Raw genomic sequence first — 23,294 nt, 5'->3', positions numbered from 1 at the left:
TCATAGCAGGAAAAAACATTTTTTAACAGAATATTAAATGTTTGATTACATTTTATTGGAGTTGATAATATGTCTTTTCAAATTCGTGAAGCAACGATAGATGATATAGACGCACTTTGTTCTTTAACGAAAGAATTAAAAGGTTCCTCTATTTCCTATGAAGATATGAACAACCGCTTACAATTCGTACAAATGAGTCCGTTTGATTTTTTATATGTTTACGAGGAAGAAGAATCTATATTTGGATTACTTGGATTTCGTATACGTGAAAATTTAGAAGATGTAACACGTTATGGAGAGATTTCAATTATTAGCGTTGATTCTAACATACGACGGAAAGGCATTGGACAAGTTTTGATGGATTATGCCGAGCAATTAGCAAAGAAACATAATTGCATTGGCACATGGCTAGTTAGTGGAACAAAAAGAGTAGAAGCTCATCCTTTTTACAAAAAATTAGGTTATGAAGTAAATGGCTACCGATTTGTAAAATATTTTTAAACTACTTTATAAAGTGAAGGGACTATAACTATGACAAACATTAAAGCAATTTTCATTGATCGTGACGGTACAATTGGTGGTGACACTACAATACATTATCCAGGATCCTTTACATTATTTCCATTCACAAAAACATCCTTGCAAAAACTAAAAGCTAAAAATATAAAAATTTTCTCTTTCACAAATCAACCCGGTATCGCAGATGGAATAGCAACTGTAGCCGATTTTGTACAAGAATTAGAAGGCTTCGGTTTTGATGATATTTATGTATGTCCTCATAAACATGGTGATGGTTGTGAATGCCGTAAACCAAGTACAGGCATGCTGCTTAAAGCAGCAAAAAAACATGGACTTAATTTAACACAATGTGCTGTAGTTGGTGATCGTTGGACTGATATTGTTGCAGGAGCAAAAGTAAATGCGACTACGATTCTAGTCCGAACAGGCGCTGGGTATGATGCTTTGCATACGTACCGAGACAAATGGGCACATATTGAACCAAACTACATTGCAGATAACTTTGAAGATGCAACAAACTGGGTTTTAAATCAACTATAATACAAATGAAAATTTTGATTCACCCGAAATAATTTAAAACATAGTTAAAATAGCCTTTTTGGCAAATAATTGTATTCCACAAAACAGATCACCTCAAAAGGTAGCAAGTTCCCTTTTGATACGCAAACATTGCAATTCAAATTATATTTTTTATTAGTAACAGCAATTAACGTAAAGAAGGAATAGCTTAGTGGCTATCCCTTCTTTATTGACTTCTATTATTTACATTTGTTATCTGTTTTTATTGAGTATTCTCATCGTTTTTATACTCCAAAATATCCCCTGGCTGACACTCCAAAGCTTTACATATCGCTTCTAATGTTGAAAAACGAACCGCTTTTGCTTTCCCATTTTTCAAAATAGAAAGATTCGCCATCGTAATTCCAACCTTCTCCGAAAGCTCCGTTACACTCATTTTTCGTTTTGCTAACATGACGTCAATATTAATAATGATTGTCATATCCGCCACCTCAGACCGTCAAATCATTTTCTGATTTTATGTGAATTGCTTCTTGTAGAAGTCGTTGGAGGATAGCAGCAAAAACGGCGATAACGAGCGAAGCAAAAACGATAATGAGTCCCACTAGCCCAATAGGAGGGTCCATTTTTTTCGCTATAAAATGAAAAAGTGGCAAACTTAATACATACAAACCACTGATTGTAATTGCACAGCGCTTTATATTCTTTAACGCCTTTACTGATAATTCCGAGAACGCTGTGTTCTCATCAATGTACTGTAAAAGATTGAAAGCCTGATAAAGAGCAACGTAAAAAGGCACAGCTGCTCCATACATCACAATGAAAACAAGATATTTCATCGGAGCAATATTAGGATACAAATTTGCTGCGAAATTCGCCATTTCCGGCACTAAAAATATGCATAAAGCAAGTACTGAAATTCCAGCAAGAAAAATAATTACTTTTAAGAACGTTGTTGAACTTCGTTTAAGATTCATTTACAATACCTCACTTATTTAATGGCAACATAATTTTATCACAACATTTATTGTTTAACAATAAATAAATATCGTTTTATTTTTGTCATGTTTTTTAATTTAGGCAAAAATAAAAAAGAATTTCTCATTACAAAGAAATTCTTTTTCTTGAAAATGCCTCTTTCAACTTAATTTTTTAAAACGTTAATTCGTAATGGAAATAACGATTATCTCTCAAATAGCCATTTTCAGCGTATAATCGTTGTGCTGATAAATTATCAATCTCTGTTTGCAATTTTACACCTTTTGCTCCATTTTCTAATGCGTATTCTTTAGCAGCTTCTAATAATTTTTTACCTGTTCCGGCTCCACGCTTCGCCGCTTGTACAAATAAATCATTTAAAATCCATAATTCTTTCATTGAAATGGAAGAAAATGATGGATATAGTTGCGTGAATCCAATATATTCGCCGCCTTCAACTGCTACGAAAATAACGGACTCTTTTTTCTCAATTCGATTTCGTAAAAATACTTTTGCACCTTCTAAATCAGAATCCTGCCTATAAAACATGCGATAGTTATTAAAAACTGATGCTAGTCCATCTAAATCTGCAATTGTTGCCTCATATATTCTCATTTTACTCCATTCCCCTTCCAATACTGTCTCATTATATCCGTTGCCCATTTAGGCTGGTGTATTTCTTCTTTCGGCATAAACTCTTTCATTATTGGTTTTATATCCAATATAGGAGTGCCATCAATAGCATCTAATCCCTCAACAATAATTGATTTACCTTCTCTTTTGATCACCTTTACAATTGTTACACCTATGCGATTTGGGCGATTTTTCCCGCGCTGTGCAAAAATACCTACTTCAGGATAATCCTTATTATTTCTAGGATGTCTAGCAAAATACTGAATTTGCTCGTCAGTTACTTTATGAAAATAAAAAACAACTTCAATATGAGAAAAATCTTCAATCCCTTGTATACTTTCTTCTGCATACATTTCAGTTAAAGTTATACGGGATCTTACTTCTCCCCACTCATCATCTTTTATTTCCTTTCTTTCATTATGTACAAATGCGATTGGTTGAACTGAAAACATACGCATTCCCCCTTAAATGTAACCACTTACATTATAAAATATTTTCTGAATGTTTTCCAGATATACGAATTAAGTTTACATAATATAATTATAATCTATTTATCTAAAGCTACCTTGACTGCTTCAATTGCATGTATATGGGTCGTATCAAATATCGGGACTGATACGTTTTCTTGCTTTATTAATAAACCTATTTCTGTACAACCTAATATAATTCCTTGTGCTCCTTCTTGTACTAATTCTTCTATAACCCTTTTATAATACTCTCTAGATTGAACTACTATTTTTCCTAAACATAATTCTGTATATATTACTTCGTTTACTTTTTCTCTATTTGTTCCTGATGGTACTATTATTTTTATATCATGCTCTTCAATACGTGACTTATAGAAATCTTGCTCCATTGTATATTTAGTTCCAAGCAGACCAACCTTTTGAATGTCTTTTCTTTTAATTTCTTTTGCAGTTGCATCAGCAATATGTAAGACTGGAATATCAATTTTCGCCTTTATTTTTCCAACTACCTTATGCATTGTATTTGTACAAATGATTATAAAGTCTGCTCCCCCCTTTTGTAATGAATATGCCGCATTCCCTAGAATTTCTCCAGCACCATCCCAATCTCCGCTAGACTGACATCGTTCAATCTCTTCAAAATCCACACTATTAATCAAACATTTTGCTGAATGTAGCCCTCCTAATCTCTCTTTTATTTCTTCATTAATAATTCGATAATATTCAGAAGTTGATTCCCAACTCATACCACCTATAAGACCTATCGTTTTCATATAAACAAACACCTACCTAAACTATTTTTATAAAACTAATAACAATGTTTTATTATGTATATTATACATAATAAAACAAGACTTTAAGTTTGGAATATAAAGTCTTGTTTTAACGGAATAATAAAGAATAATTCTACTTTCATTTCCAAGGAAATTTTTATAGAATATTCTGAAATTAACAATCTGATGTTTTTATAAATTCTTTATACTTATAATTAAAACACTCTCGATACAACTCTTTGATTTCATCATATGATGGAACACGTGGGTTATTAGCTGGGCTACCACTTTCAATTGCATCTGATGCCATTTTAGAAATAGCATTTTCAAATTCAATTTCATCGATTCCGTATTCTTTTAAATTTGGAATACGAAGATCAAAGCAAAGTTTTTTTATTTCACCAAGTGTGTAGTCTGCTACTTCCTCATCAGAATTCGAATACAAATCCTTATTTAAACTACGTCCAATTTTTGCTGACCTTTTCATTGCACTTGTTTTTGTAAACTCTAACACTGTAGGTAATAGTATGGCATTTGATATTCCATGCGGTACATGAAATAATGCTCCCACTGGCCTTGACATTCCATGAACTAATGTAACTGATGCATTAGAAAATGCAATTCCAGCTTGTAAGGAAGCAATCATCATCGCTTCTCTTGCCTCCATATTACGTCCATCTTCATATGCTATACGTAAATATTTCATAATACTTTCAATAGCTGAAAGAGCAAGTACATCTGTAAGTGGTTGTGAAACTTTAGAAATATACGCTTCAATCGCATGACATAACGCATCTATTCCTGTTGCTGCCGTAATTTGTGGGGGTAACGAACTTGTCAAAACTGGATCTATAATTGCTACTTTCGGTATAAAACTAGGATGCTTCATCATCATTTTTACATCTGTTTTTTTATTCGTAATTACTGCTACACTTGTAACTTCCGATCCAGTACCAGAAGTTGTTGGAATTGCAATAAGTGGTAGTGGATTGTTTTCTATTTTAATATCCTTTTGGACATAATCCTCAACTTCTCCACCATTTGTATATAAAACCGCTACCGCTTTCGCAGCATCAATACAACTTCCACCACCAATACCGATAATAAAATCGCACTTTTCCTCTTTACAAAGAGATAACGCTTCTAATACGTGTATATTTGTAGGCTCAGCATCCACTTTATTATATGTACTAACAGTAATACCTTTCTTATTTAATTGTTGCATACACTTTTCAACATATCCTAATTTCTCCATAATTGTATCAGTAACTATAAAAGCTCTTTTCCCTAACTTTTTTGATTGTTCTCCCAGTTTTTCAAGCGAATTCCTTCCATATAATACCGACTTTGGCATACGAAACTCAGAAACCTCTTGCAAGTCCCCCACCCCTTCTTATCCTAATTAATATTTTATAACATAAATTATCGATTTGATGAATCTTTACGATTCAAATTTTTTAATAGAGTCCTGTTAAAGTATAGAATGCGATAACTAAAAATACAGCAACCGTTTTCAAAATTGTAATAGCAAATATATCTTTATATGACTGTTTATGTGTTAATCCTGTTACTGTAAGAATAGTAATAATAGCCCCGTTATGTGGTAGTGTATCCATTCCTCCTGATGCCATTGATACGATACGGTGCATAACTTCTAATGGAATATCAAATTGATTGGCCGCTGCAATAAATTTATCTCCCATTGCACTTAATACTATTCCCATTCCTCCTGATGCCGAGCCTGTAATTCCAGCTAAAATATTCGTCGTTACTGCACCATTCACTAACGGATTTGTGAAAGTAGCAGAGATGCCATCTCTCATAATTGCGAAACCTGGAAGTGCTGCAATGACACCACCGAATCCAAACTCAGCTCCTGTATTCATCGTTGCAAGTAGCGCTCCACCAATACTTGTATTCAATCCAGCTTGGAAACCTGTTACTACTCGCTTCCAATATAATAATAACGTTGTTAAGATCCCTATAATAAGTGCCAATTCTACAGACCAAATTCCTACTACTGCACTTAATTCTACTTTTCCAAATGCTTTCATACCAATTGCAGAAAAATCAAAACCGCTTGGATACCACTTCGGTATCATAATAGTAAACACTTTATTCATTACACCTACTAAAATAAGTGGTATAAATGCAATAAGTTGTTGTGCTCTTGTGATTTCAATGTTATTAATTAATGGCATATTTTTTTTTTCTACTTGCAAAGATGCTGCCATTTCAGTATTTCCATCATTAAAACCAAAGTATCCTTCACCTGCCGCTTTTGCCTTCTTACGTCTACTCTCTAAATATAGTAAACCTAATGTAAGAACAAAAATTGCTCCTACAATCCCAAGTATCGGTGCAGCATAAATATCCGTTTTAAAAAATGTTGTAGGTATTACATTTTGAATTTGTGGTGATCCAGGTAACGCATCCATTGTAAACGTTACTGCTCCAAGAACAATCGTTCCAGGGATTAAACGCTTTGGAATATTAGCTTGTCGAAACAACTTAGCTGCGAACGGATAAACAGCAAACACTACTACATACACACTAACACCACTATACGTTAAAATAGCCCCCATTAATACAATCGCTAATATAGTACGTTTTTCACCAACTAACTCAATAATCGTTTTTGCGATAGAATCTGCAATTCCTGACATTTCCACTACTTTCCCAAATATTGCTCCTAATAAAAACACAGGAAAATATAATTTTATAAATCCAACCATTTTCTCCATAAAGATATTAGAAAAGAAAGGTAATACATAACTAGGTTCTGTCAAAAATACTGCAAATAATGCAAATATCGGCGCGAATAAAATAACAGAAAAACCTCTGTATGCTACGAACATAAGTAAACTTAGTGCTAATAATATAATAACTAACTCCAATTTTACCCCTCCATTAAACAGAATATTCTAAATTTTATTGATAAATTTCTACTAACCTTTTAATTCTGACATCCCTCCTCTTATTCATACAAATTTTTATGCTAAAAATGTCTAATTATAATTATTCGATTACATATGAAAAATCCCTTTAAACAGAAACGAATTCATCGTCATACGTTATAAAGGGATTGCTAGAATCTATATTTACTAATTTATTAAACTTTTTTCTACACAAAAATGATACAGTTCTTCAACATCTTTCACTATGTAAGTCGCACTAACTTCAGTCAGTTCTTTCTCACAGCCATAGCCATATAAAACACCAATTGAAGCAATTCCATTCTGATTCGCACCTATTATATCGTGCTTTCTATCACCGATCATTATCATTTCTTCTTTATTTAGTTCTTCATTTGTTTGTAAAATATGAGTAATTATTTCATCTTTTTTTATTCTTGTACCATCTAAATTACTTCCAATGATATCTTCGAAATAATTCGTCAATTGAAAATGCTCTATAACTTGTTTCGCAAATACAGTGGGCTTTGAAGTTGCTACAAATATGCGATTCCCTGAACTTTTTAATTGTTGCAAGAGCTTCAGAATCCCCTCATATACATTATTTTCAAACAATCCACGCTGCTTTAAATACTCACGGAAATAAAAAACAGCACGTTCAAGCTCTCCTTCACTCATATTATATCTCTCTATGAATGATTGCTGAATAGGAGGACCTATAAATGAATCTAACTCACTTACATGTACTTCTTCAATTCCTACTTTTTTTAACGCATATAAAACCGAGTTTACAATCCCTTCTTTCGGATCCGTTAAAGTTCCATCTAAATCAAATAGAAATGTTTTATACATGTTTCATTCCTCCACTTAATTTGCTGTATAAATAACTGCTAACATCTCTTCCACTTCTCCCTATTATACTATCATTATCTATTTTTTCGAAAAATCAATTTCCATATGTCACATACTTTCAGTTACAAAATACGATAGATATGATACAGTAAAAAAGTTACAATTATTTTAATAGAAACTGGTGAAACAAATGTCAATTACGTTAATTTTTATAATGGCTTTCACAATTGTAATCCACGCAGTTGAAACAAGCTCTTATAGTATTCGATTAGCGGGGGTTCGTTTAAAGAAGATTGCTGTCGCATTATCCGTCGTAGGAATCGTATTACTCATTTCAAGAACGTCAAACTTACTACAAGCCTTTTTACTTGGCGGGATTGTGGACGAAGCAAAACTAGATCCTTCTATTGATTTAGAGCATATTATACGTCTTGTACTATTATCTGCTTCTATCGGTACATTGCTTGCGATTATACTGTATCCAACTTTGACAAAACTATTTGGATATGTCATTCAAAACTTTGAAACAGACGGTTCTTTCATTCGAATGATGAAAACGAATAACATTCAAAAATTAAAGTACACAAAAAAATATGTCCGCTTTCCAAAGTTAGAAATGATTCATAGACTGCGTATCGGCGGTATTCCAAAGCGTATAATGCTTATTAACATGTTCGCTACTGCAATTTATACAGCGGGAGTTCTTTCCGCACTATATGCTTCTTTTTTAATTCCAGCTTTCGCAACAAAAGCCACTACAGCTTCTGGTCTTATTAATGGTTTTGCTACTATTTTATTAACAGTGCTACTAGATCCACGTATTGCTCTTTTAACAGAGCGAGCTCTTCAATCAGAAGAAGGTGCTGAAGCAATGAGTAAAATGTATGCTTGGCTAATGATTTCTAGACTTTTTGGTACATTACTTGCTCAACTGTTATTCATACCAGGTGCTTACTGGATTACATGGATTATAAAGCTTATGAATTAAATTTACTCTCTAAAAAAAAGCAGGTGAGATAACAAATGACTATACAAACAGAACAAGATATCATTCGCTTAATAGAAAACGACGAATGGATGATGAATGTATTACAAATGGCAAAATCACTAGAGTTACCTGATTGGTGGATTTGTGCCGGATTTGTTCGTTCTAAAATTTGGGATACTTTACATGACTATGAAGCTAAAACGGCTATGCCTGATGTTGATGTAATTTATTATGATAGTCTACATCAAGATGAGATATACGAACAATCATTAGAAACGAAATTAATGAATATTGATGCTACTATCCCTTGGTCTGTAAAAAATCAAGCTCGTATGCATGTAGTGAATAATATGCCACCATATTCTTCTTCTGTTGATGCTATTTCTAAATTTCCTGAAACAGCAACGGCATTAGGAGTTACACTTGATGAACTAAACAACGTCATATTAACAGCCCCATGTGGTATTGAAGATGTCCTTTCCTTACAAGTGAGACCAACAGCTCATTTTCTTGAATCGAAAGAACGATTACATATGTACAAAAACAGAGTTATAAAAAAGAATTGGCAAAGTAAGTGGCCTAACATCACAATCACATATCCAGAAATATAGAAAGGGTGCCTCTCATTTATAGAAGCACCCTTTTCTTCATTTCAAAAAATGTATGACTGTTTCTGCAAACCTATCTGCTTCCTCATAATGAGGTGAATGACCGCTCTCTTCAAATACGATATACTTGCCGTTTCGGGCATCTTTATTAAATGTTTTAATTTGTTCTTCACACGTTACTACATCATGTTTTCCTACAATTAATAACATTGGATTCTGTACTTCTTTTATTTTATATAATAATGATTTATGACATGCACCCTCTAATTTTAATCTATCAAAATGAATTTGAGAGCGATTTGAAAATACTTCCCACTCTTCATCGCTATATAAACTATAGTCTGTCTCATCTTCCTTATAATTGTAAATCTCCATTCTTTTTTCTTCTAATTCAGCGCTTAATCTTATATAGGCTTCTAACAACTCTTCTGAACTAGCATAGCTAGATGAATAAGCAAAGCACTCTTTTGCTACTTCTTCTTTTTCATGCTTTTTTAATAAATGCCCTGTCTTTTGTAATAAAGCTCTACTTGTTAATGCAAAGTCGAAAGTTGGCCCTTCAAATATTATTTTCTCTATTGAACTTGGATATATCGACGCATATAACAATGCTAAATAGCCACCGAAAGAATGTCCAATTACAGACCACTTTTCAATTTGTAATGCTTTTCTTAGTTCCTCACAGTCTTCAATTAAATCATTTAATCCAAAAGCTTCATCCTCAGTAATTTCTTCTGAGCGACAAACACCCCTTTGATCTATCATAATTACATATAGAGAATCTTTTAAACGTTCCGCTTGATGAAATGAAAAATCATAGCAACTCTCTCCTGGTCCACCATGCAAATATAAGACTGGTTTATCTTTAGGATTTCCATGCGTTTCAACGTATAGCTTTTTCCCTCTAATATTCATGTATCTCCCTGCTTCTATCAAATTTGCCTTTATGATCATCACCTCCCCTTTTTTACTGAATATTATAACATTTAATGTTAAATAATCCCTATTACATTTAAGAAGACGATAATTATTGCAAGTGGTGCTACAAATCGAAGTAAAAATGCCCAACAAGTAAATACTTTCTTTCCATAATTACCACCTACAAAAAACTCTGCTTCTAGTACCTTCTTCTCCATTTTGAATGAAACGAAAATACTAATAAATAGTGCTCCAAGTGGCATTAATATATTACTAGATAAAAAGTCTACCGCATCAAAAATATTCTTTCCAAAAATCGTAATATCACTCCATACTCCAAATGATAACGCAGATGGTATACCTACTAAGAAAATACAGAAACCAATGATCCATGATAGTTTCGTTCTTCTTTCTTGTTCACCATTTGCTAATGCTGAAACAACAGTTTCTAGTAGAGAAAATGCCGATGTTAATGTCGCAAATGTAAATAGTGCAAGGAATACTGTTAAGAAAAACCCACCAAATGGAATTTGACTAAATACAGATGGTAATACGATAAATAGTAATCCAGGTCCTTCTGTCGGCTCCATTCCTAATGAAAATACGGCCGGAAAAATGGCAAGACCCGCAAATAAAGAAACAAATAAATTCAATCCAACAATTGTTATTGCTGATTTTGGTAAACTTTCTTTTTTATTTAAATAGGAACTATACGTAACCATAATTGAAATCCCGATACTAATTGCAAAGAATGATTGCCCCATTGCGAACAAAATACTTTCCGAAGTAATCTTTGAGAAATCTGGTTGTAAGAAAAACTTCACACCTTTCATTGCATCATCAAGTGTTAACGAACGAACAATAAGAGCGACAAATAAAACGAACAATGCTGGCAACATATATTTACTTGCTTTTTCAATTCCGTTTTGTACACCCTTTGATACAACCCATATCGTAATGAACATAAAAGCGAAATGTCCCATAATAGCCCAAGCAGGATTCCCAATTGTTTCAGTAAATAACGCACCGTAATTTTGTCCTGGAGTAATCAGTTGTCCAGTTATTCCTCTGAATAAATAAATTAATACCCATCCACCTACAACACTATAAAACGAAAGTAGTATAAAACACGTTCCAACGCCAAGGCGTCCGATCCAGTGCCATCCTGTATTTGGTGCGATGCTTTTAAATGCTCCAACTGCTTGTTTCTGCGTACTGCGTCCAATCATAAATTCAGCTATAAGTAGCGGTAGTCCAATTAAAACAGTAAATAATATAAAGATTAAAAAGAACGCTCCTCCCCCACTCTTCCCAGCGATATAAGGAAACTTCCATATCGCACCAAGTCCAATTGCTGATCCGGCTGCTGCCATTATAAAACCTAATTTCGAAGTCCATTGCTCCGTCTGTTTCATCTCATTTTCCTCCTAATTAAATCTTTTTATATAAATAAATAAATTTTATAGACCTATCCAAATATACCCTCCATTTCTTCTTCCATATAATAAAAAAATGGCCTAGCATCTCTATATAAAGAGACGCTAAGCCATTTACTTAACGCGGTACCACCCTTATTGATTCCATTATGAATCCACCTTAGTAGTAATCGTTTGATTACAAACCTAATATCGAAGGTTAACCGTTAAGATTTACTAAGAATGTAATTCCGTTCCACCTTACTGCTCCTAGGCGAGTTCAGGATGTCATTTGACTATGTCACACCAACCCATAGCTCTCTGTACAAATACATGACCTTACTACTCCTATTCAACACATTTTAATATTTAGAATATATTTTCTTTTGAAATTAATATGAAGTATATCTGTTATATTTGTAACTGTCAAGGGGTATATTATTTTTTTGTCGAAATGGTTCATATTTCAACTGACTTTTACTAAGCTTATTATAAAAAGAAAGAGTCTATATTTTCACCTTTTCAAACGAACTATAAAAAAAAATCTTCGCGATAATCGCGAAGATTCTTTTTACGGTATAAGACGAGTACAATCTCTCGGAAAAGCACTCGCCTCTCGTACATTTGTTAATTCTAATAGTTTATATACAATCCTTTCTAACCCAATTCCGAAACCTCCATGCGGGGGACAACCGTATCGGAATGTATTTAAATAAGATTGAAATTTCTCTGGGTGTAATCCTTTTTCTTTAAACGAAGCGAGTAACATTTCATAATTATGAATTCGCTGTGCCCCTGACGTTATTTCTAACCCTTTATATAATAAGTCGAATGAATCAGTAATAGCTGGATTCTCTTTATTTTGCATCGTATACATCGGTCTCGCTTCTTTCGGATAATGTGTAATGAAAACAAATTCACTATTATATGTTTCCTTTACATATTTCCCTAGTAACTTTTCACCTTCTGTATCTAAATCCCCTACAGGAGATTCTTTACGATACTTACTTTTCAAAATTTCTTGTGCTTCTAACAATGTAATTTTAGGTATTTCAGTAATAACAGGTACTTCTATTTGTAATAGTTGTAGTTCTATTTCACATTTTTTCGCTACTTGTTGAAATATATATCGTAAAACATCCGTTTCTAGTTGCATCACTTCATAAAAATCATGAATAAATCCAAGTTCTACGTCTAACGAGATATATTCATTCAAATGACGGGAAGAGTTATGATGTTCCGCTCTATATACAGGTGCAATTTCAAAAACTCGTTCTAGTCCACCCGCTACCATCATTTGTTTGTAGAACTGTGGTGATTGTGCTAAATAAGCTTCTTTTTGGAAGTATGGAAGCTTAAAAACATTTGCTCCTCCTTCTGCCCCTTGCGAAACAATTTTCGGAGTAAATATACGTGTGAAATCGTTCTCTATTAGAAATTCACTAAAGCTCTGAACGAGTGTAGATTTCACTTTAAAAATCGCTGCAGTTCGCTCATGCCTTAATGATATTACCCGCTCATTAAGTAGTTGATCTAAGCCAACTTGTAACTTCTTTTTATTTATTTCAAATGGAAGTGGCTCTGCACCGTTTATTACTTTCACTTCATGAGCAAGTACTTCAACACCCAATTCCGTTTTCGACGTCTCGACTATCTCACCGATTACATGGACAACACTTTCTACATCAACTTTATATCCGGCCAATTCATTTTCTAATACACATTGAATTACTCCTGTTCTGTCCCGTAATAATAAAAAACTAACATTTCCAAGGTGCCGAATTTTTTTTACCCATCCTTGAAGTAATACAACCTTTCCACTTTGCTTTGTACATTCTTTTGTGAGTGAACGCTTCATTATTGAATCCATTATTTTTCCCTCCAGTAATTTTATATTTATTTACGTTATTGTTGTCATCGTCATCATCCACGGTCACTCACCCCCTTTCAAAGAATACAAAAATCCGCCCCTATAAATAGGGACGGATTTTTTCCGCGGTACCACCCAAATTGTCATATTGACCATCTTAGCCCTGATAACGGTAGGTACCGTTTGCTTTTACTAATAATCACGTTCAAAGCAACACTCACAGGTGTCTTTCCATCATGCGGTATCGCAACCTTCCCAGCAATCGGCTGCTCTCTGTAGACCTTTGCACCATGTACTTTTCCTGATCATCACTTTTTATATTTACAGAGTATTCTAACTCCTCACCTTATAAAACGCAAGCTTTTTTTGAAACATTCTGGTTTTATAACTCCTAACTTCTTCTAAATTGTGAAAAGTTAATTTTGTAATACATATTCTTATGTATTAAATCCAAAATTACACCTTTAATATTTTCCAATTTTTACATAAAAACTAATTCATTTACGCATATTAATAAAAATTTTAAAGCGAGGTGTGTATATGCAAAAAGCAATTAGTTTCTTTCTCCTTTTGTTTTGCTTAATTGTAGTAAACGAAACGTATGCCTATTCACCAAAATCTTTACCAATCTCTCAAAACTCTGATCAATGGCAAGTGAATATTGATAAACCGAAAAAAACAAACAAGAATATGCTTCAAGCTAAAAAAGATGAATTTCAAACATATCATTTTTCAGTAAAGAATGTCGGGAATAGTGAAGTATATAATGTAAACGTCGAAGTATTCCGCAACGAACCAAATAAGAAAACGAAATATGAACTCTTTTCCCTAAAGGAAAGTCGTTTGGCAAGTGGAAAAACTGGATTTGAACACGCTAATTTACCCGTTGCTACAAAAGCAGATGAAGTTGATGTTATTATTACATGGCAAGAACACCCATTCCAATCGATGCGAAATGGTCAAAAAGTTGAATCTAGAAAATTTAAAGAGCATTTTGTTTTTAAAGAAGCTAAAAAGTAAATGGGATACGGATATATTCACACTATCATTGATATAGCTTTATTTACTAGTACCAGTTCGTAAGCAAATTAAAAAGTCGTGGCTTATAATGCCACGACTTTTTATATTAATTCGTACTAATGCCTCTCGCTGCCCAAATGCGATCGATATCAGCAGCATGTTGTCCGCCATATAAAAGAGCATCCGCTTGCTTAATCGCTTTCGCTCCATCACTGAATTTAGAGTTTGGTGTTAATGACCAGTGTGATTGTAAAATGATTTTTGTTGCTACATCACGGCCAAAAGCTTGTGCCATTTCGTATTGACCTTGAGCCCAAATTTCACCATCATCATGCACTTCATTCGTTATATCTTTCGGATATACTTTATTCGTATCTAATCGGCGTAAGCATGTTGGATTTGAACTAGAATAAGCTGTCGCATCCCATTCTCCAACACATGCTTTACCATATCCAGTAGTCGATACTGCATCTTCATATGTAGCACCTAAGAAGTCGCCAAATCCTTCTCCCATCGCTCCACCTTCTGCTGAACTACCAAAGCCAGGAACTTGGTTATCTTGAATCGAATGCCCATATTCATGTGCGATAATACCAGCATCTTCTGCATCATCAACACCGCCAGTACCGAAAGTCAAAGCTTTTGTTGATGGAGAATAGAATGAGTTATCATCAGTTGTACCATTAACATTCACTTTTATCGAACGGTTATTAATATTTTTAAAACCTAGACTTTGAATGTAACGTTGCAATGTGTCGATATGATAGTACGACATAACATCTTCAAAGCTATCATTTGCGCGTGTATAGTTAAATTGTAAATTCGTAGATTTTGTTTTCGCTTTTGAAGAAATCGTTACATATTCTCCAATTAAAAATCCTGTTCCATCTAAACCTTTTAACGTAACAGTTTTCAGTTGGTTCGTTAGAGCTGTTGAATCTGCATCGTTATTATCTTTTAAGCCTACTTTACTACCGCTAGATACGACTGGGTTAGGTAAAAATACTTTTCCTGACCCTTCAGCTTTTCGGTTTATATCAACCTTTTTAATTAACTTTCCATTTTCTGCATCAATAAATGTTTCCCATGCACCAAATGGATTATTAGAATGGACTACAACTTTATATACTGGACGAGCAATTCCTTCTTCAACAATATATCCGAACTCTTTATCTGTAGGAGCCCATAAATTTTGCTCACTTGCTTCTCCAACATACGCCATTGATTTTTGTATTGCATCTTTTTCACTAATTTTTGTCGTTACTTCCTTCACACCTGTAACAGGCTGATAATCAGAAACAGCGAGTACTCCCTTTCCCTCTCCGTTAAGCGTAACTGTTATTTGTTTTGAAAATACAGGTGCACCATTAACAACTTGTTGGAACCTAACATATGAAGCTACTGACGTTTCTGTTGTAGAAATATATTGCAAGTCTGAAAGATCTGTTTTCAATCCATACTGCGCAGCATTTTCTTTTAAATATTCAGTTGCTTTTTTCTGTGGCGAATAAGCTTCTAACTTTACTTGCTGTTGTTTTTCCAATGCCGAAACCGTAGAAATTGTCCCCATTACTAACGGCACAGTCATTGCCATTGCCACCATTTTTTTATTAAACATAGAACCACTCCCCCTAATAAAGTAGCTCAACCTTATCCCATTACCACTAGGCAATGATTCCCCGCAAAACGGATGGATAAAAATTGAATCTACGAGTAATTCTCTATGAACACTTCTATTACCTTTCCATTTAGGGTAAGTGAAATTTTCTCAATATTTATGTGTAAAGTGAACACAATACTTTAGAAAGAAATTTCTAAATCCATTCCTTATCCCTAAAGCTTTTCATATTACTGTTTAAAAAAACAGGCTATTTTTTACCTAACGGTAGGTTGAAAAAATCACTTGTAAATGATACGATTTAAATAACCTTTTTTTAGGAGGATCTATATGAGTAAAAGTGAAGAAACACTCTCTTCAATAATGGAAGCAAGTTATCGCCTTTTTGCTACGTACGGTATTGTTAAAACAACTTATACAATGATTGGTGAGGAGGTTGGTATCGCAAAACCATCTATATATTACTACTTTAAGTCTAAAGATGCTTTAATTGAATGTATTTTTACTGAATTATGTAAAGCTATGCAGTTCTCTTCGTATTTCCATACAGAAGAGTTTACAAAATCAAATTTTATTGAAAAATGTATTGCAATTGGCCTTAAAATAATTGATGAACAGCGAAACGACCCTTATTTTAACCGAGTGCTACAAGAATATGTATTACTATCTTCAAGAAACAAGATGTACAAAGATCGATTACTAACTGTGCAAACAGAATATTTACATGGATTTGAATTACTCCTTACAAAAGCAAATGAACTTCAATTAATTGAAAATAAAAATCTAGTTTCAAAAGCTCATATGTTAGCATTAGTGCTTGATAATATCGGAAATTTTATGATGATTGATGCAAAGATAGATTATAAACAAATTTGGATTGAAGCTGTAAATAACATTTTTGAAAGAAGGGGTTGAAGTGAATATAAAAAAACGCATTATCGGCTTAGATTTTGCTAGAGCTTGGGCGATGTTTGGTATGCTACTTGTTAATTTCATGGTGATAACAGGTGCAGAAGGAAATGGTCCCCCTTTTTTAATAACCTTCATGTCACTATTTGAAGGTAGAGCCTCTGCTTTGTTTGTTATACTTGCTGGAATCGGTATAACTTTAATGACTAGGTCAGCCGTTGCTAGCAATGAACAAATAAAAATTTCTAATAGCCGAAAGACCATATGGAAACGATCACTTTTCTTATTTATTTTAGGATTACTACTATATGTAATGGAGTGGACTGGGGATATATTACACTACTATGGTGTTTACCTTTTCGTTGCTGCATTACTCATGACAGTACGCAAAAAACTATTACTTTTTCTTTCTATCATTATTTTATTGTTCGCACAATCTCTTCAGCTTACTTTCAATACTTTCGAGGGTTGGGTAGGTCCAACTCCATTTATAAATTATGTAGACTTCTGGACAATAAAGGGTTTTCTTCGCAACTTATTCTTTAATGGCTATCACCCTATTTTCCCTTGGTTCTCGTTCTTCTTAATCGGTATGTTAATTGGCAGGTTAGATCTTCATAATAAAAAAATAAAAAAAAGATTACTCTTACTCGGTATTACAATCACAATATTGACAGAACTTTTATCAAAAGGACTTACACACTTTTTTATTCCATACATCGGCAGAGAGGCCGCCACATTTTTATTTAATACAGGACCCATCTTACCAAATGTATTATATATTTTATCTGCTACAGGATCCTCTATTGCTATATTAATCATTTGCCTCTATATCGCTGAAAAATATAGAAATAATTGGTTTGTCACTTCCATTGTACAAACAGGACAATTAACATTAACTCATTATGTCAGTCATGTATTTATCGGTATTGGGACATTAATTCTATTAAATAGAATGGAAAATCAATCACTACTATTCGTTTTATTATTTGCTACTGCATTTTTCATTTTCAGCATTTTAATTAGTGTGTTATGGAGAAAGAAATTTTCTAGAGGTCCTATCGAATGGATTATGAGGAAATTAGCCGGATAAATTTCCATCATACAAAAAGGAAGTTGGAATCATTCCAACTTCCTTCTCCTTTAATGAGCCGCGCTTAATTTAATTCGAACTTTCGTTTCACCTAAAGAAAGTTCATCGTCTTCGTTCGTTAAGTGACCAAATGTAAATTGTTTAACGAGTAAGTTTTCTTCCAATAAATCTTTATGGTTCGTTAACGTTCGCTGTAGCTCTACTTCTGTATCAAGAATAACATCCACTCGTAAATTAACTGGTAAATTCAACTGTTTACGATATTCTTGAACCGCACGAATGAATTCACGCGCTACTCCTTCTTGCAACAATTCTTCCGTTACATTCGTATCTAACATAACCGTATATTGTCCGTTAGTCGTATTAGAGAATCCTGATTTTGCAACTTTCTCAACTAACACATCTTCAGCAGTTACAACTACTTCTTCTCCTGGCGTTGCTTCGTAAACTGCTCTTCCTGTTGATACAAAGTTTTGTACTTCTTCTTGTGATAATTGTTTTAGCCAACCATTCACTGCATTCACATTTTTACCGAATTTCGGCCCCGCTGTTTTAAAATTAAGCTTCAATTGATATGATGTGTATTTTGTTTCATCGAGTTCAACATGGAATGCTTTTACATTTAACTCATCCATAACGATATCACGATAAGATTCCCAATCCATATCATTCTCGTTATGCTCAAGTAATACAAGTTCTGCTAGCGGCTGTTTTACTTTTAAAGAATGCTGATTACGGTTACTTCTTCCAAGTTCAACAACTTGTAAAACAGCATCCATTTCCGCTTCTAATTTCGGTTGAAGTAGTGATTCATTTACAACTGGATAATCAGCTAAATGAACGCTGCCTCCTTCTAAATTTAGATGAATGTCTTCCGCGACAAACGGTGTAAATGGTGCAATTAATTTACTAATTGTTACAAGCACTTCATGAAGTGTCTCATACGCAGCTGCTTTCTCAGCGTTCATACCAGATTCCCAGAAACGATTACGTGAGCGTCTTACATACCAGTTACTCACTTCATCTACAAGTGCTGCAATTTCACGAGCTGCATTCGTAAATTGATAATCATCAAGTGCAGTTCTTACTTTTTTCGTTGTACTATGCAATCTTGATAATACCCATTCGTCTAATTTTGTAAGCCTTACATCATACGTTTCTTTCGGATTATATTCATCTAAATTTGCATATAAAACGTAGAAGCTATACACATTGACTAATGTATCTACAAATTTAGATTTCGCTTCCAGTACTGTTCTTTCAGAAAAACGCTTCGCATTCCACGGGGCACTATCAACAAGTAAAGCCCATCTTAGCGCATCTGCACCAAACTTATCTACTAAATCAACTGGGTCTAGTGCATTCCCTTTACTTTTAGACATTTTCTGTCCTTCTTCATCTAAGACATGCCCTAATGATAACACTCGTTTATACGGTACTTTTCCTGTATATAGTGCTGAGACTGCTAATAAACTATAAAACCAGCCGCGTGTTTGATCAATTCCTTCTGCAATAACATCCGCTGGAAACTGCTCTTCAAATAACTCTTTATTTTCAAATGGGTAATGATATTGTGCAAATGGCATAGAACCACTATCAAACCAAACATCAATTACTTCTGGTGTACGATTCATTGTGCCTCCGCATTTCTCGCAGCAGACTTGCACTTCATCTACATACGGCTTATGCAATTCCAAATCTTCCGGTGTTTCTTTCGTACTATGCTTTCTTAATTCGGCAATGCTTTTCGGTGCGAACTGATGATCACAACTTTCACATTTCCACACGTTTAATGGCGTTCCCCAATATCTATTTCGGCTAATATTCCAGTCCACCATATTTTCTAAAAACTTACCAAAGCGCCCATGTTTCATATGATCCGGATACCAAGTAACAGAATCATTATTTTGTAAAAATGTATCTTTAATTGCAGTTGTTCGGATTAACCAACTTTCTCCTGCATAATAAAGTAGTGGTGAATCACAACGCCAGCAATGCGGATAGCTATGTTCATATTTTTCTTTATGATACAGTAAACCTTCCTTCGCTAAATAACGAACGATATCCACGTCACAATCTTTTACAAATTTCCCTTTCAAAAATGGTACTGCCTCTGTATACTCACCTTTTTCATCTACAACGTGCAAGAATGACAATCCTTCACTTTGAACAACTCTATAATCGTCCTCTCCATATGCTGGAGCAATATGAACAAGTCCTGTACCACTATCTCCCGTTACAAAATCTGCTGCAATAACGCGGTAACCATTTGTAACTTCTTTCATCGGAAATGGCGCTGTATAAGATGTGTTTAATAATTCTTCGCCTTTATGAACAGATAATACTTCATAGTTCTCTTTTAATACTTCTTGTACACGTTCTTTCGCAACAATGTATACATGACTTTCTTGTTTTGCTTTAACGTATTCCATATTTGGATGGACAGCAAGCGCAACGTTTGCTGGAAGTGTCCAAGGTGTTGTGGTCCAACCTAAGAAATACTCATTTTCACTATCTTTCACTTTAAACTTCACAGTTGCACTTAAATCTTTTACTGTTTTATACCCTTGTGCAACCTCATGTGAGCTCAATGAGGTTTGGCAGCTTGGGCAGTATGGTGAAACTCTATGTCCTTTATATAACAATCCTTTTTCATGGATTGTCCCCAAAATATGCCATACACTTTCGATATATGGATTCTTTAAAGTTACATATGGATCATCCATATCTACCCAATAACCAATACTTTCAGTGAATTCACGCCACTGCTTCTCATATGTGAAAACACTCTCTTTACACTTTTGAATAAATGGTTCAATACCATATTCTTCGATCTCATGTTTACCAGAAATACCAAGTTGCTTCTCAACGCCTAATTCTACAGGTAAACCATGTGTATCCCATCCCGCTTTTCTTAACACTTTATAACCAGCCATCGTTTTATATCTTGCTACTAAATCTTTAATTGTTCGTCCAAGTGCATGACCTACATGCGGTAGTCCGTTCGCCGTTGGTGGTCCTTCATAAAATACGAAAGACTGTGCGCTTTCTCGATTCTGAATTGATTGTTCGAAAATATTTTGTTCGTTCCACTGTTTGCGAATTCGCATTTCTCTTCCTACAGCTGATTCTTTTACATCTACTTTTTCCATATACAATCACTCCTTTGAATATTTTAAAGCACACAAAAAACCCGTCCCTATAAAGTAGGGACGGGTTTACCCGCGATACCACCCTAATTCTATTAGCATTTTCACTAATAGCACTTAGCAACGTACTATCATACGTGTTCTTTGTAACGGTAGACATCCGTCCGGGCTTACTTACTTTCAGCCTCGGCTCCTCGGAGATGATTTTCAAATAACGTCTGCACACCGGCTTTCAGCAATATACCGGCTCTCTGGAGAACAGCTCACTATTTTACTCTTTCTCGTCTTCAGATTTGTATACTTTGTTAAGAGTTATTTTATGCCATTTAGCAACTAATTGTCAACTAATTCAAAATATATCCTTATCTTTTTTCCCTATTCTTATACAATTACTTTTCAAATTCTCGCAATGCTGCTAAATTTTCATCATCCTCAATAAGTTCAGCAAAGAATCCCGATTCATCCTCACGAAGGACAAATTCAAGCTCTTCCTTCGCCTCTTCATTTCTATTTAACTGCGCTAAATAACAAGCACGATCATATCTTGCTAACAAATCACTCGCGTCAATTATTAATACTTCATTTGTTATTTTTTCTGCCTGTATCGTTTGGCCGGCACCATGATATGAAGATGCTAAAGAAAGAAGAATTGCTGTTTCATTTGGATGATGTATAGAAGCATTTTCTAATACATGAATTGCCTCTTCAAACCTTTCTTGACTTTGATATATTTCTCCTAAAGCAAGAAATGCTCTACTTACAAACGGTGTTTGCTCTGTTAATTGTAAGATAATCTTTTCTGCTTTTCTTTCTTCCCCTGCTTTAAAGAATACTTGTGCTTGCAGAAGAAGAGTATCATAATCATCTGGTAGTTCTCGAACCATTTGTTTCGTTAATTCCAAAGCATCTCTTAACATATCTTCTTCCTCGCACTCAACGAAAAGATTTACAAGTTGCTTCGCTACGTCATAATCCCATTTATTTTCTAGTGACGTGTGCAGAATCTCTATTGTTTCTTTATCCATCTCTACATTCTCATAAAATAGCGCAAATCGCTGTGCTGCCATACTATTTTTCGGATTTAACTTTAAAGAGATTTCATATAAATCAATTATCATAGTAACCATTGAAATTTCTTTCGCACGATTTTTCATACGATAAAAAGCTCTCGTAATGATAGATCGTTTTGGCTGTTCATGCAGCTGGCGTTCAATCCATATTTCCGTAACCGCAGCTGCAGCATACATGAATGCTGTACTCCTTTCTGCTTTTTTCACCTTTAACGTATGAAGAAAATCTCGTATGTTAGACAATTTTTTATGTTGCTCTACTGCTTTTACATAAACATCAAATATACGTTCATTATCAAAATCTTTTTGTATTACTTTCATTGCAACTTCAATTGCTTTTACATTTCTTTTTTTCACTAATACTTTTGCATAATGATATAGAACTTCTATATGCTCACCATCTAATTGTAGTGCGTATTCAACCTGTGCTTGTTCTTTATCTATTTCATTCATCGCTCCGTACACATATGCAATCGCATCTAAACGCCATATTTCAGGTACTTCGTCCGCTAATTGTTCTAGTTCAGTCAGCAATTCTTCCTGAAGATTCATATCTACTGAAAGCTGTGCTAAATATTCCATATTGAGGGTGTTGCAAAACTCATAAATATCCAAAAATGAATGCATAAAAAAATCCGTTTTCCTGGAAAAATGATAGTAACCGAAACTATCTCCAGAAAGGACGGATTTACTAGTATGATAACCAAATTTGATGAAAATCAATCCATTTTACAGATTTTATTTGCATACGTAGACAGTTTAACTATTGAAGGCGTTCCGCCTGTAACAGGTCGCCCACCAATCTGTAGAAAAGCCTTACTGAAATGCTTTTTCTTGAAAACTGTATTTCAAATTGACTCTTTACGCAAATTAACACGTTTTTTGCATCAATATCCTTCATTTCGTGTATCTTGTGGTTTATATTTCGTTCCTCACGTTTCTACTTTTTCACGTGTAGGTACTTGGTTTCGTGAAAAGGG

General features: G+C 34.2%; 21 protein-coding genes, 1 pseudogene and 3 other annotated features. Of the genes and pseudogenes, 8 read left to right on the top strand and 14 right to left on the bottom strand.

The genetic code is table 11. The features are described from left to right. Positions 1-69: 69 nt before the first annotated feature. Together V6946_RS11180 and V6946_RS11175 are read left to right on the top strand one after the other, a co-directional pair. Positions 70-501 carry a GNAT family N-acetyltransferase gene (locus V6946_RS11180; RefSeq protein ID WP_006925122.1) on the top strand — a complete coding sequence of 144 codons (432 nt, stop codon included), beginning with the start codon at positions 70-72 and terminating at the stop codon, positions 499-501. A gap of 30 nt (positions 502-531) precedes the next feature. Continuing rightward, a complete protein-coding gene (locus V6946_RS11175) occupies positions 532-1,059 on the top strand; it encodes an HAD-IIIA family hydrolase (protein WP_000181785.1) in 528 nt (175 codons plus the stop codon). Between the two features lie 241 nt (positions 1,060-1,300). Here V6946_RS11175 and V6946_RS11170 read toward each other — a convergent pair whose 3' ends face one another. From V6946_RS11170 to V6946_RS11135, 8 genes are all read right to left on the bottom strand, one after another. Further along, positions 1,301-1,519 carry a helix-turn-helix transcriptional regulator gene (locus tag V6946_RS11170; RefSeq protein WP_000152534.1) on the bottom strand — a complete coding sequence of 73 codons (219 nt, stop codon included), beginning with the start codon at positions 1,517-1,519 and terminating at the stop codon, positions 1,301-1,303. Positions 1,520-1,529: 10 nt separating this feature from the next. Further along, positions 1,530-2,015: a DUF2975 domain-containing protein gene (locus tag V6946_RS11165; protein ID WP_006925119.1), complete on the bottom strand. Its 486-nt coding sequence runs from the start codon at positions 2,013-2,015 to the stop codon at positions 1,530-1,532. Between the two features lie 175 nt (positions 2,016-2,190). After that, entirely contained in the window at positions 2,191-2,631 is a 441-nt protein-coding gene (locus V6946_RS11160) for a GNAT family N-acetyltransferase (RefSeq protein WP_006925117.1), read from the bottom strand. Continuing rightward, a complete protein-coding gene (locus V6946_RS11155) occupies positions 2,628-3,101 on the bottom strand; it encodes an SAM-dependent methyltransferase (protein WP_000493250.1) in 474 nt (157 codons plus the stop codon). Before V6946_RS11155 ends, V6946_RS11160 begins: the two co-directional genes overlap by 4 nt. A 95-nt stretch (positions 3,102-3,196) precedes the next feature. Beyond that, on the bottom strand, positions 3,197-3,889 hold the full coding sequence (locus V6946_RS11150; RefSeq protein WP_000848568.1) for an aspartate/glutamate racemase family protein: 693 nt from the start codon (positions 3,887-3,889) through the stop codon (positions 3,197-3,199). Between the two features lie 175 nt (positions 3,890-4,064). Next, positions 4,065-5,267 (bottom strand): iron-containing alcohol dehydrogenase, encoded by a 1,203-nt coding sequence (locus V6946_RS11145; protein ID WP_366981826.1) that lies wholly within the window; start codon positions 5,265-5,267, stop codon positions 4,065-4,067. A 79-nt stretch (positions 5,268-5,346) separates the two neighbouring features. Next, positions 5,347-6,786, bottom strand: coding sequence for a GntP family permease (locus V6946_RS11140; protein ID WP_088363739.1), 1,440 nt, complete (start codon positions 6,784-6,786; stop codon positions 5,347-5,349). Between the two features lie 207 nt (positions 6,787-6,993). Beyond that, entirely contained in the window at positions 6,994-7,656 is a 663-nt protein-coding gene (locus V6946_RS11135) for an HAD family hydrolase (protein WP_006922722.1), read from the bottom strand. Between the two features lie 190 nt (positions 7,657-7,846). On the opposite strand from V6946_RS11135, the gene V6946_RS11130 reads away from it, so the two are divergent. Continuing rightward, positions 7,847-8,644, top strand: a complete 798-nt coding sequence (locus V6946_RS11130; protein ID WP_000028911.1) for a lipid II flippase Amj family protein — start codon at positions 7,847-7,849, stop codon at positions 8,642-8,644. A gap of 35 nt (positions 8,645-8,679) precedes the next feature. Beyond that, positions 8,680-9,255 (top strand): nucleotidyltransferase family protein, encoded by a 576-nt coding sequence (locus V6946_RS11125; RefSeq protein WP_006922721.1) that lies wholly within the window; start codon positions 8,680-8,682, stop codon positions 9,253-9,255. A gap of 36 nt (positions 9,256-9,291) precedes the next feature. Here V6946_RS11125 and V6946_RS11120 read toward each other — a convergent pair whose 3' ends face one another. From V6946_RS11120 to aspS, 3 genes are all read right to left on the bottom strand, one after another. Then, positions 9,292-10,167: an alpha/beta fold hydrolase gene (locus V6946_RS11120; RefSeq protein WP_006922720.1), complete on the bottom strand. Its 876-nt coding sequence runs from the start codon at positions 10,165-10,167 to the stop codon at positions 9,292-9,294. A gap of 77 nt (positions 10,168-10,244) precedes the next feature. After that, positions 10,245-11,585: a sodium-dependent transporter gene (locus V6946_RS11115; RefSeq protein ID WP_366981825.1), complete on the bottom strand. Its 1,341-nt coding sequence runs from the start codon at positions 11,583-11,585 to the stop codon at positions 10,245-10,247. A gap of 116 nt (positions 11,586-11,701) precedes the next feature. Next, positions 11,702-11,950: a binding site (T-box leader), on the bottom strand. A 206-nt stretch (positions 11,951-12,156) separates the two neighbouring features. Further along, on the bottom strand, positions 12,157-13,455 hold the full coding sequence (gene aspS / locus V6946_RS11110; RefSeq protein ID WP_000377342.1) for an aspartate--tRNA(Asn) ligase: 1,299 nt from the start codon (positions 13,453-13,455) through the stop codon (positions 12,157-12,159). A gap of 105 nt (positions 13,456-13,560) precedes the next feature. Then, positions 13,561-13,773, bottom strand: a binding site (T-box leader). Positions 13,774-13,995: 222 nt separating this feature from the next. Here aspS and V6946_RS11105 point away from each other — a divergent pair. Then, a complete protein-coding gene (locus V6946_RS11105; RefSeq protein WP_001167910.1) occupies positions 13,996-14,475 on the top strand; it encodes a hypothetical protein in 480 nt (159 codons plus the stop codon). A 106-nt stretch (positions 14,476-14,581) separates the two neighbouring features. On the opposite strand, the gene V6946_RS11100 is transcribed toward V6946_RS11105, so the two are convergent. Continuing rightward, complete coding sequence (locus V6946_RS11100) at positions 14,582-16,093, bottom strand: M36 family metallopeptidase (protein WP_366981823.1); 1,512 nt, start codon at positions 16,091-16,093, stop codon at positions 14,582-14,584. Between the two features lie 330 nt (positions 16,094-16,423). On the opposite strand from V6946_RS11100, the gene V6946_RS11095 reads away from it, so the two are divergent. Beyond that, complete coding sequence (locus V6946_RS11095; protein ID WP_366981821.1) at positions 16,424-17,008, top strand: TetR/AcrR family transcriptional regulator; 585 nt, start codon at positions 16,424-16,426, stop codon at positions 17,006-17,008. Position 17,009: 1 nt separating this feature from the next. Beyond that, positions 17,010-18,095, top strand: coding sequence for a DUF418 domain-containing protein (locus tag V6946_RS11090; protein ID WP_001022158.1), 1,086 nt, complete (start codon positions 17,010-17,012; stop codon positions 18,093-18,095). A 50-nt stretch (positions 18,096-18,145) separates the two neighbouring features. Here V6946_RS11090 and ileS read toward each other — a convergent pair whose 3' ends face one another. Continuing rightward, positions 18,146-21,247, bottom strand: coding sequence for an isoleucine--tRNA ligase (gene ileS, locus V6946_RS11085; RefSeq protein ID WP_366981820.1), 3,102 nt, complete (start codon positions 21,245-21,247; stop codon positions 18,146-18,148). Between the two features lie 53 nt (positions 21,248-21,300). Continuing rightward, positions 21,301-21,541: a binding site (T-box leader), on the bottom strand. Positions 21,542-21,633: 92 nt separating this feature from the next. After that, positions 21,634-22,902: pseudogene (locus V6946_RS11080) on the bottom strand (tetratricopeptide repeat protein); the annotation flags it as partial. A 108-nt stretch (positions 22,903-23,010) separates the two neighbouring features. Between V6946_RS11080 and V6946_RS11075 the strand changes: the two are divergent. Beyond that, a partial coding sequence (locus V6946_RS11075) for a transposase (RefSeq protein ID WP_406622057.1) occupies positions 23,011-23,294 on the top strand: 284 nt, incomplete at its 3' end.

Source organism: Bacillus sp. PPSBB_2 (assembly GCF_045291115.1).
GTDB classification, from domain to species: Bacteria; Bacillota; Bacilli; order Bacillales; family Bacillaceae_G; genus Bacillus_A; species Bacillus_A cereus.
The sequence above is the reverse complement of the archived record's forward strand: the minus strand, read 5'-3'. Positions and strand labels throughout refer to the sequence as shown.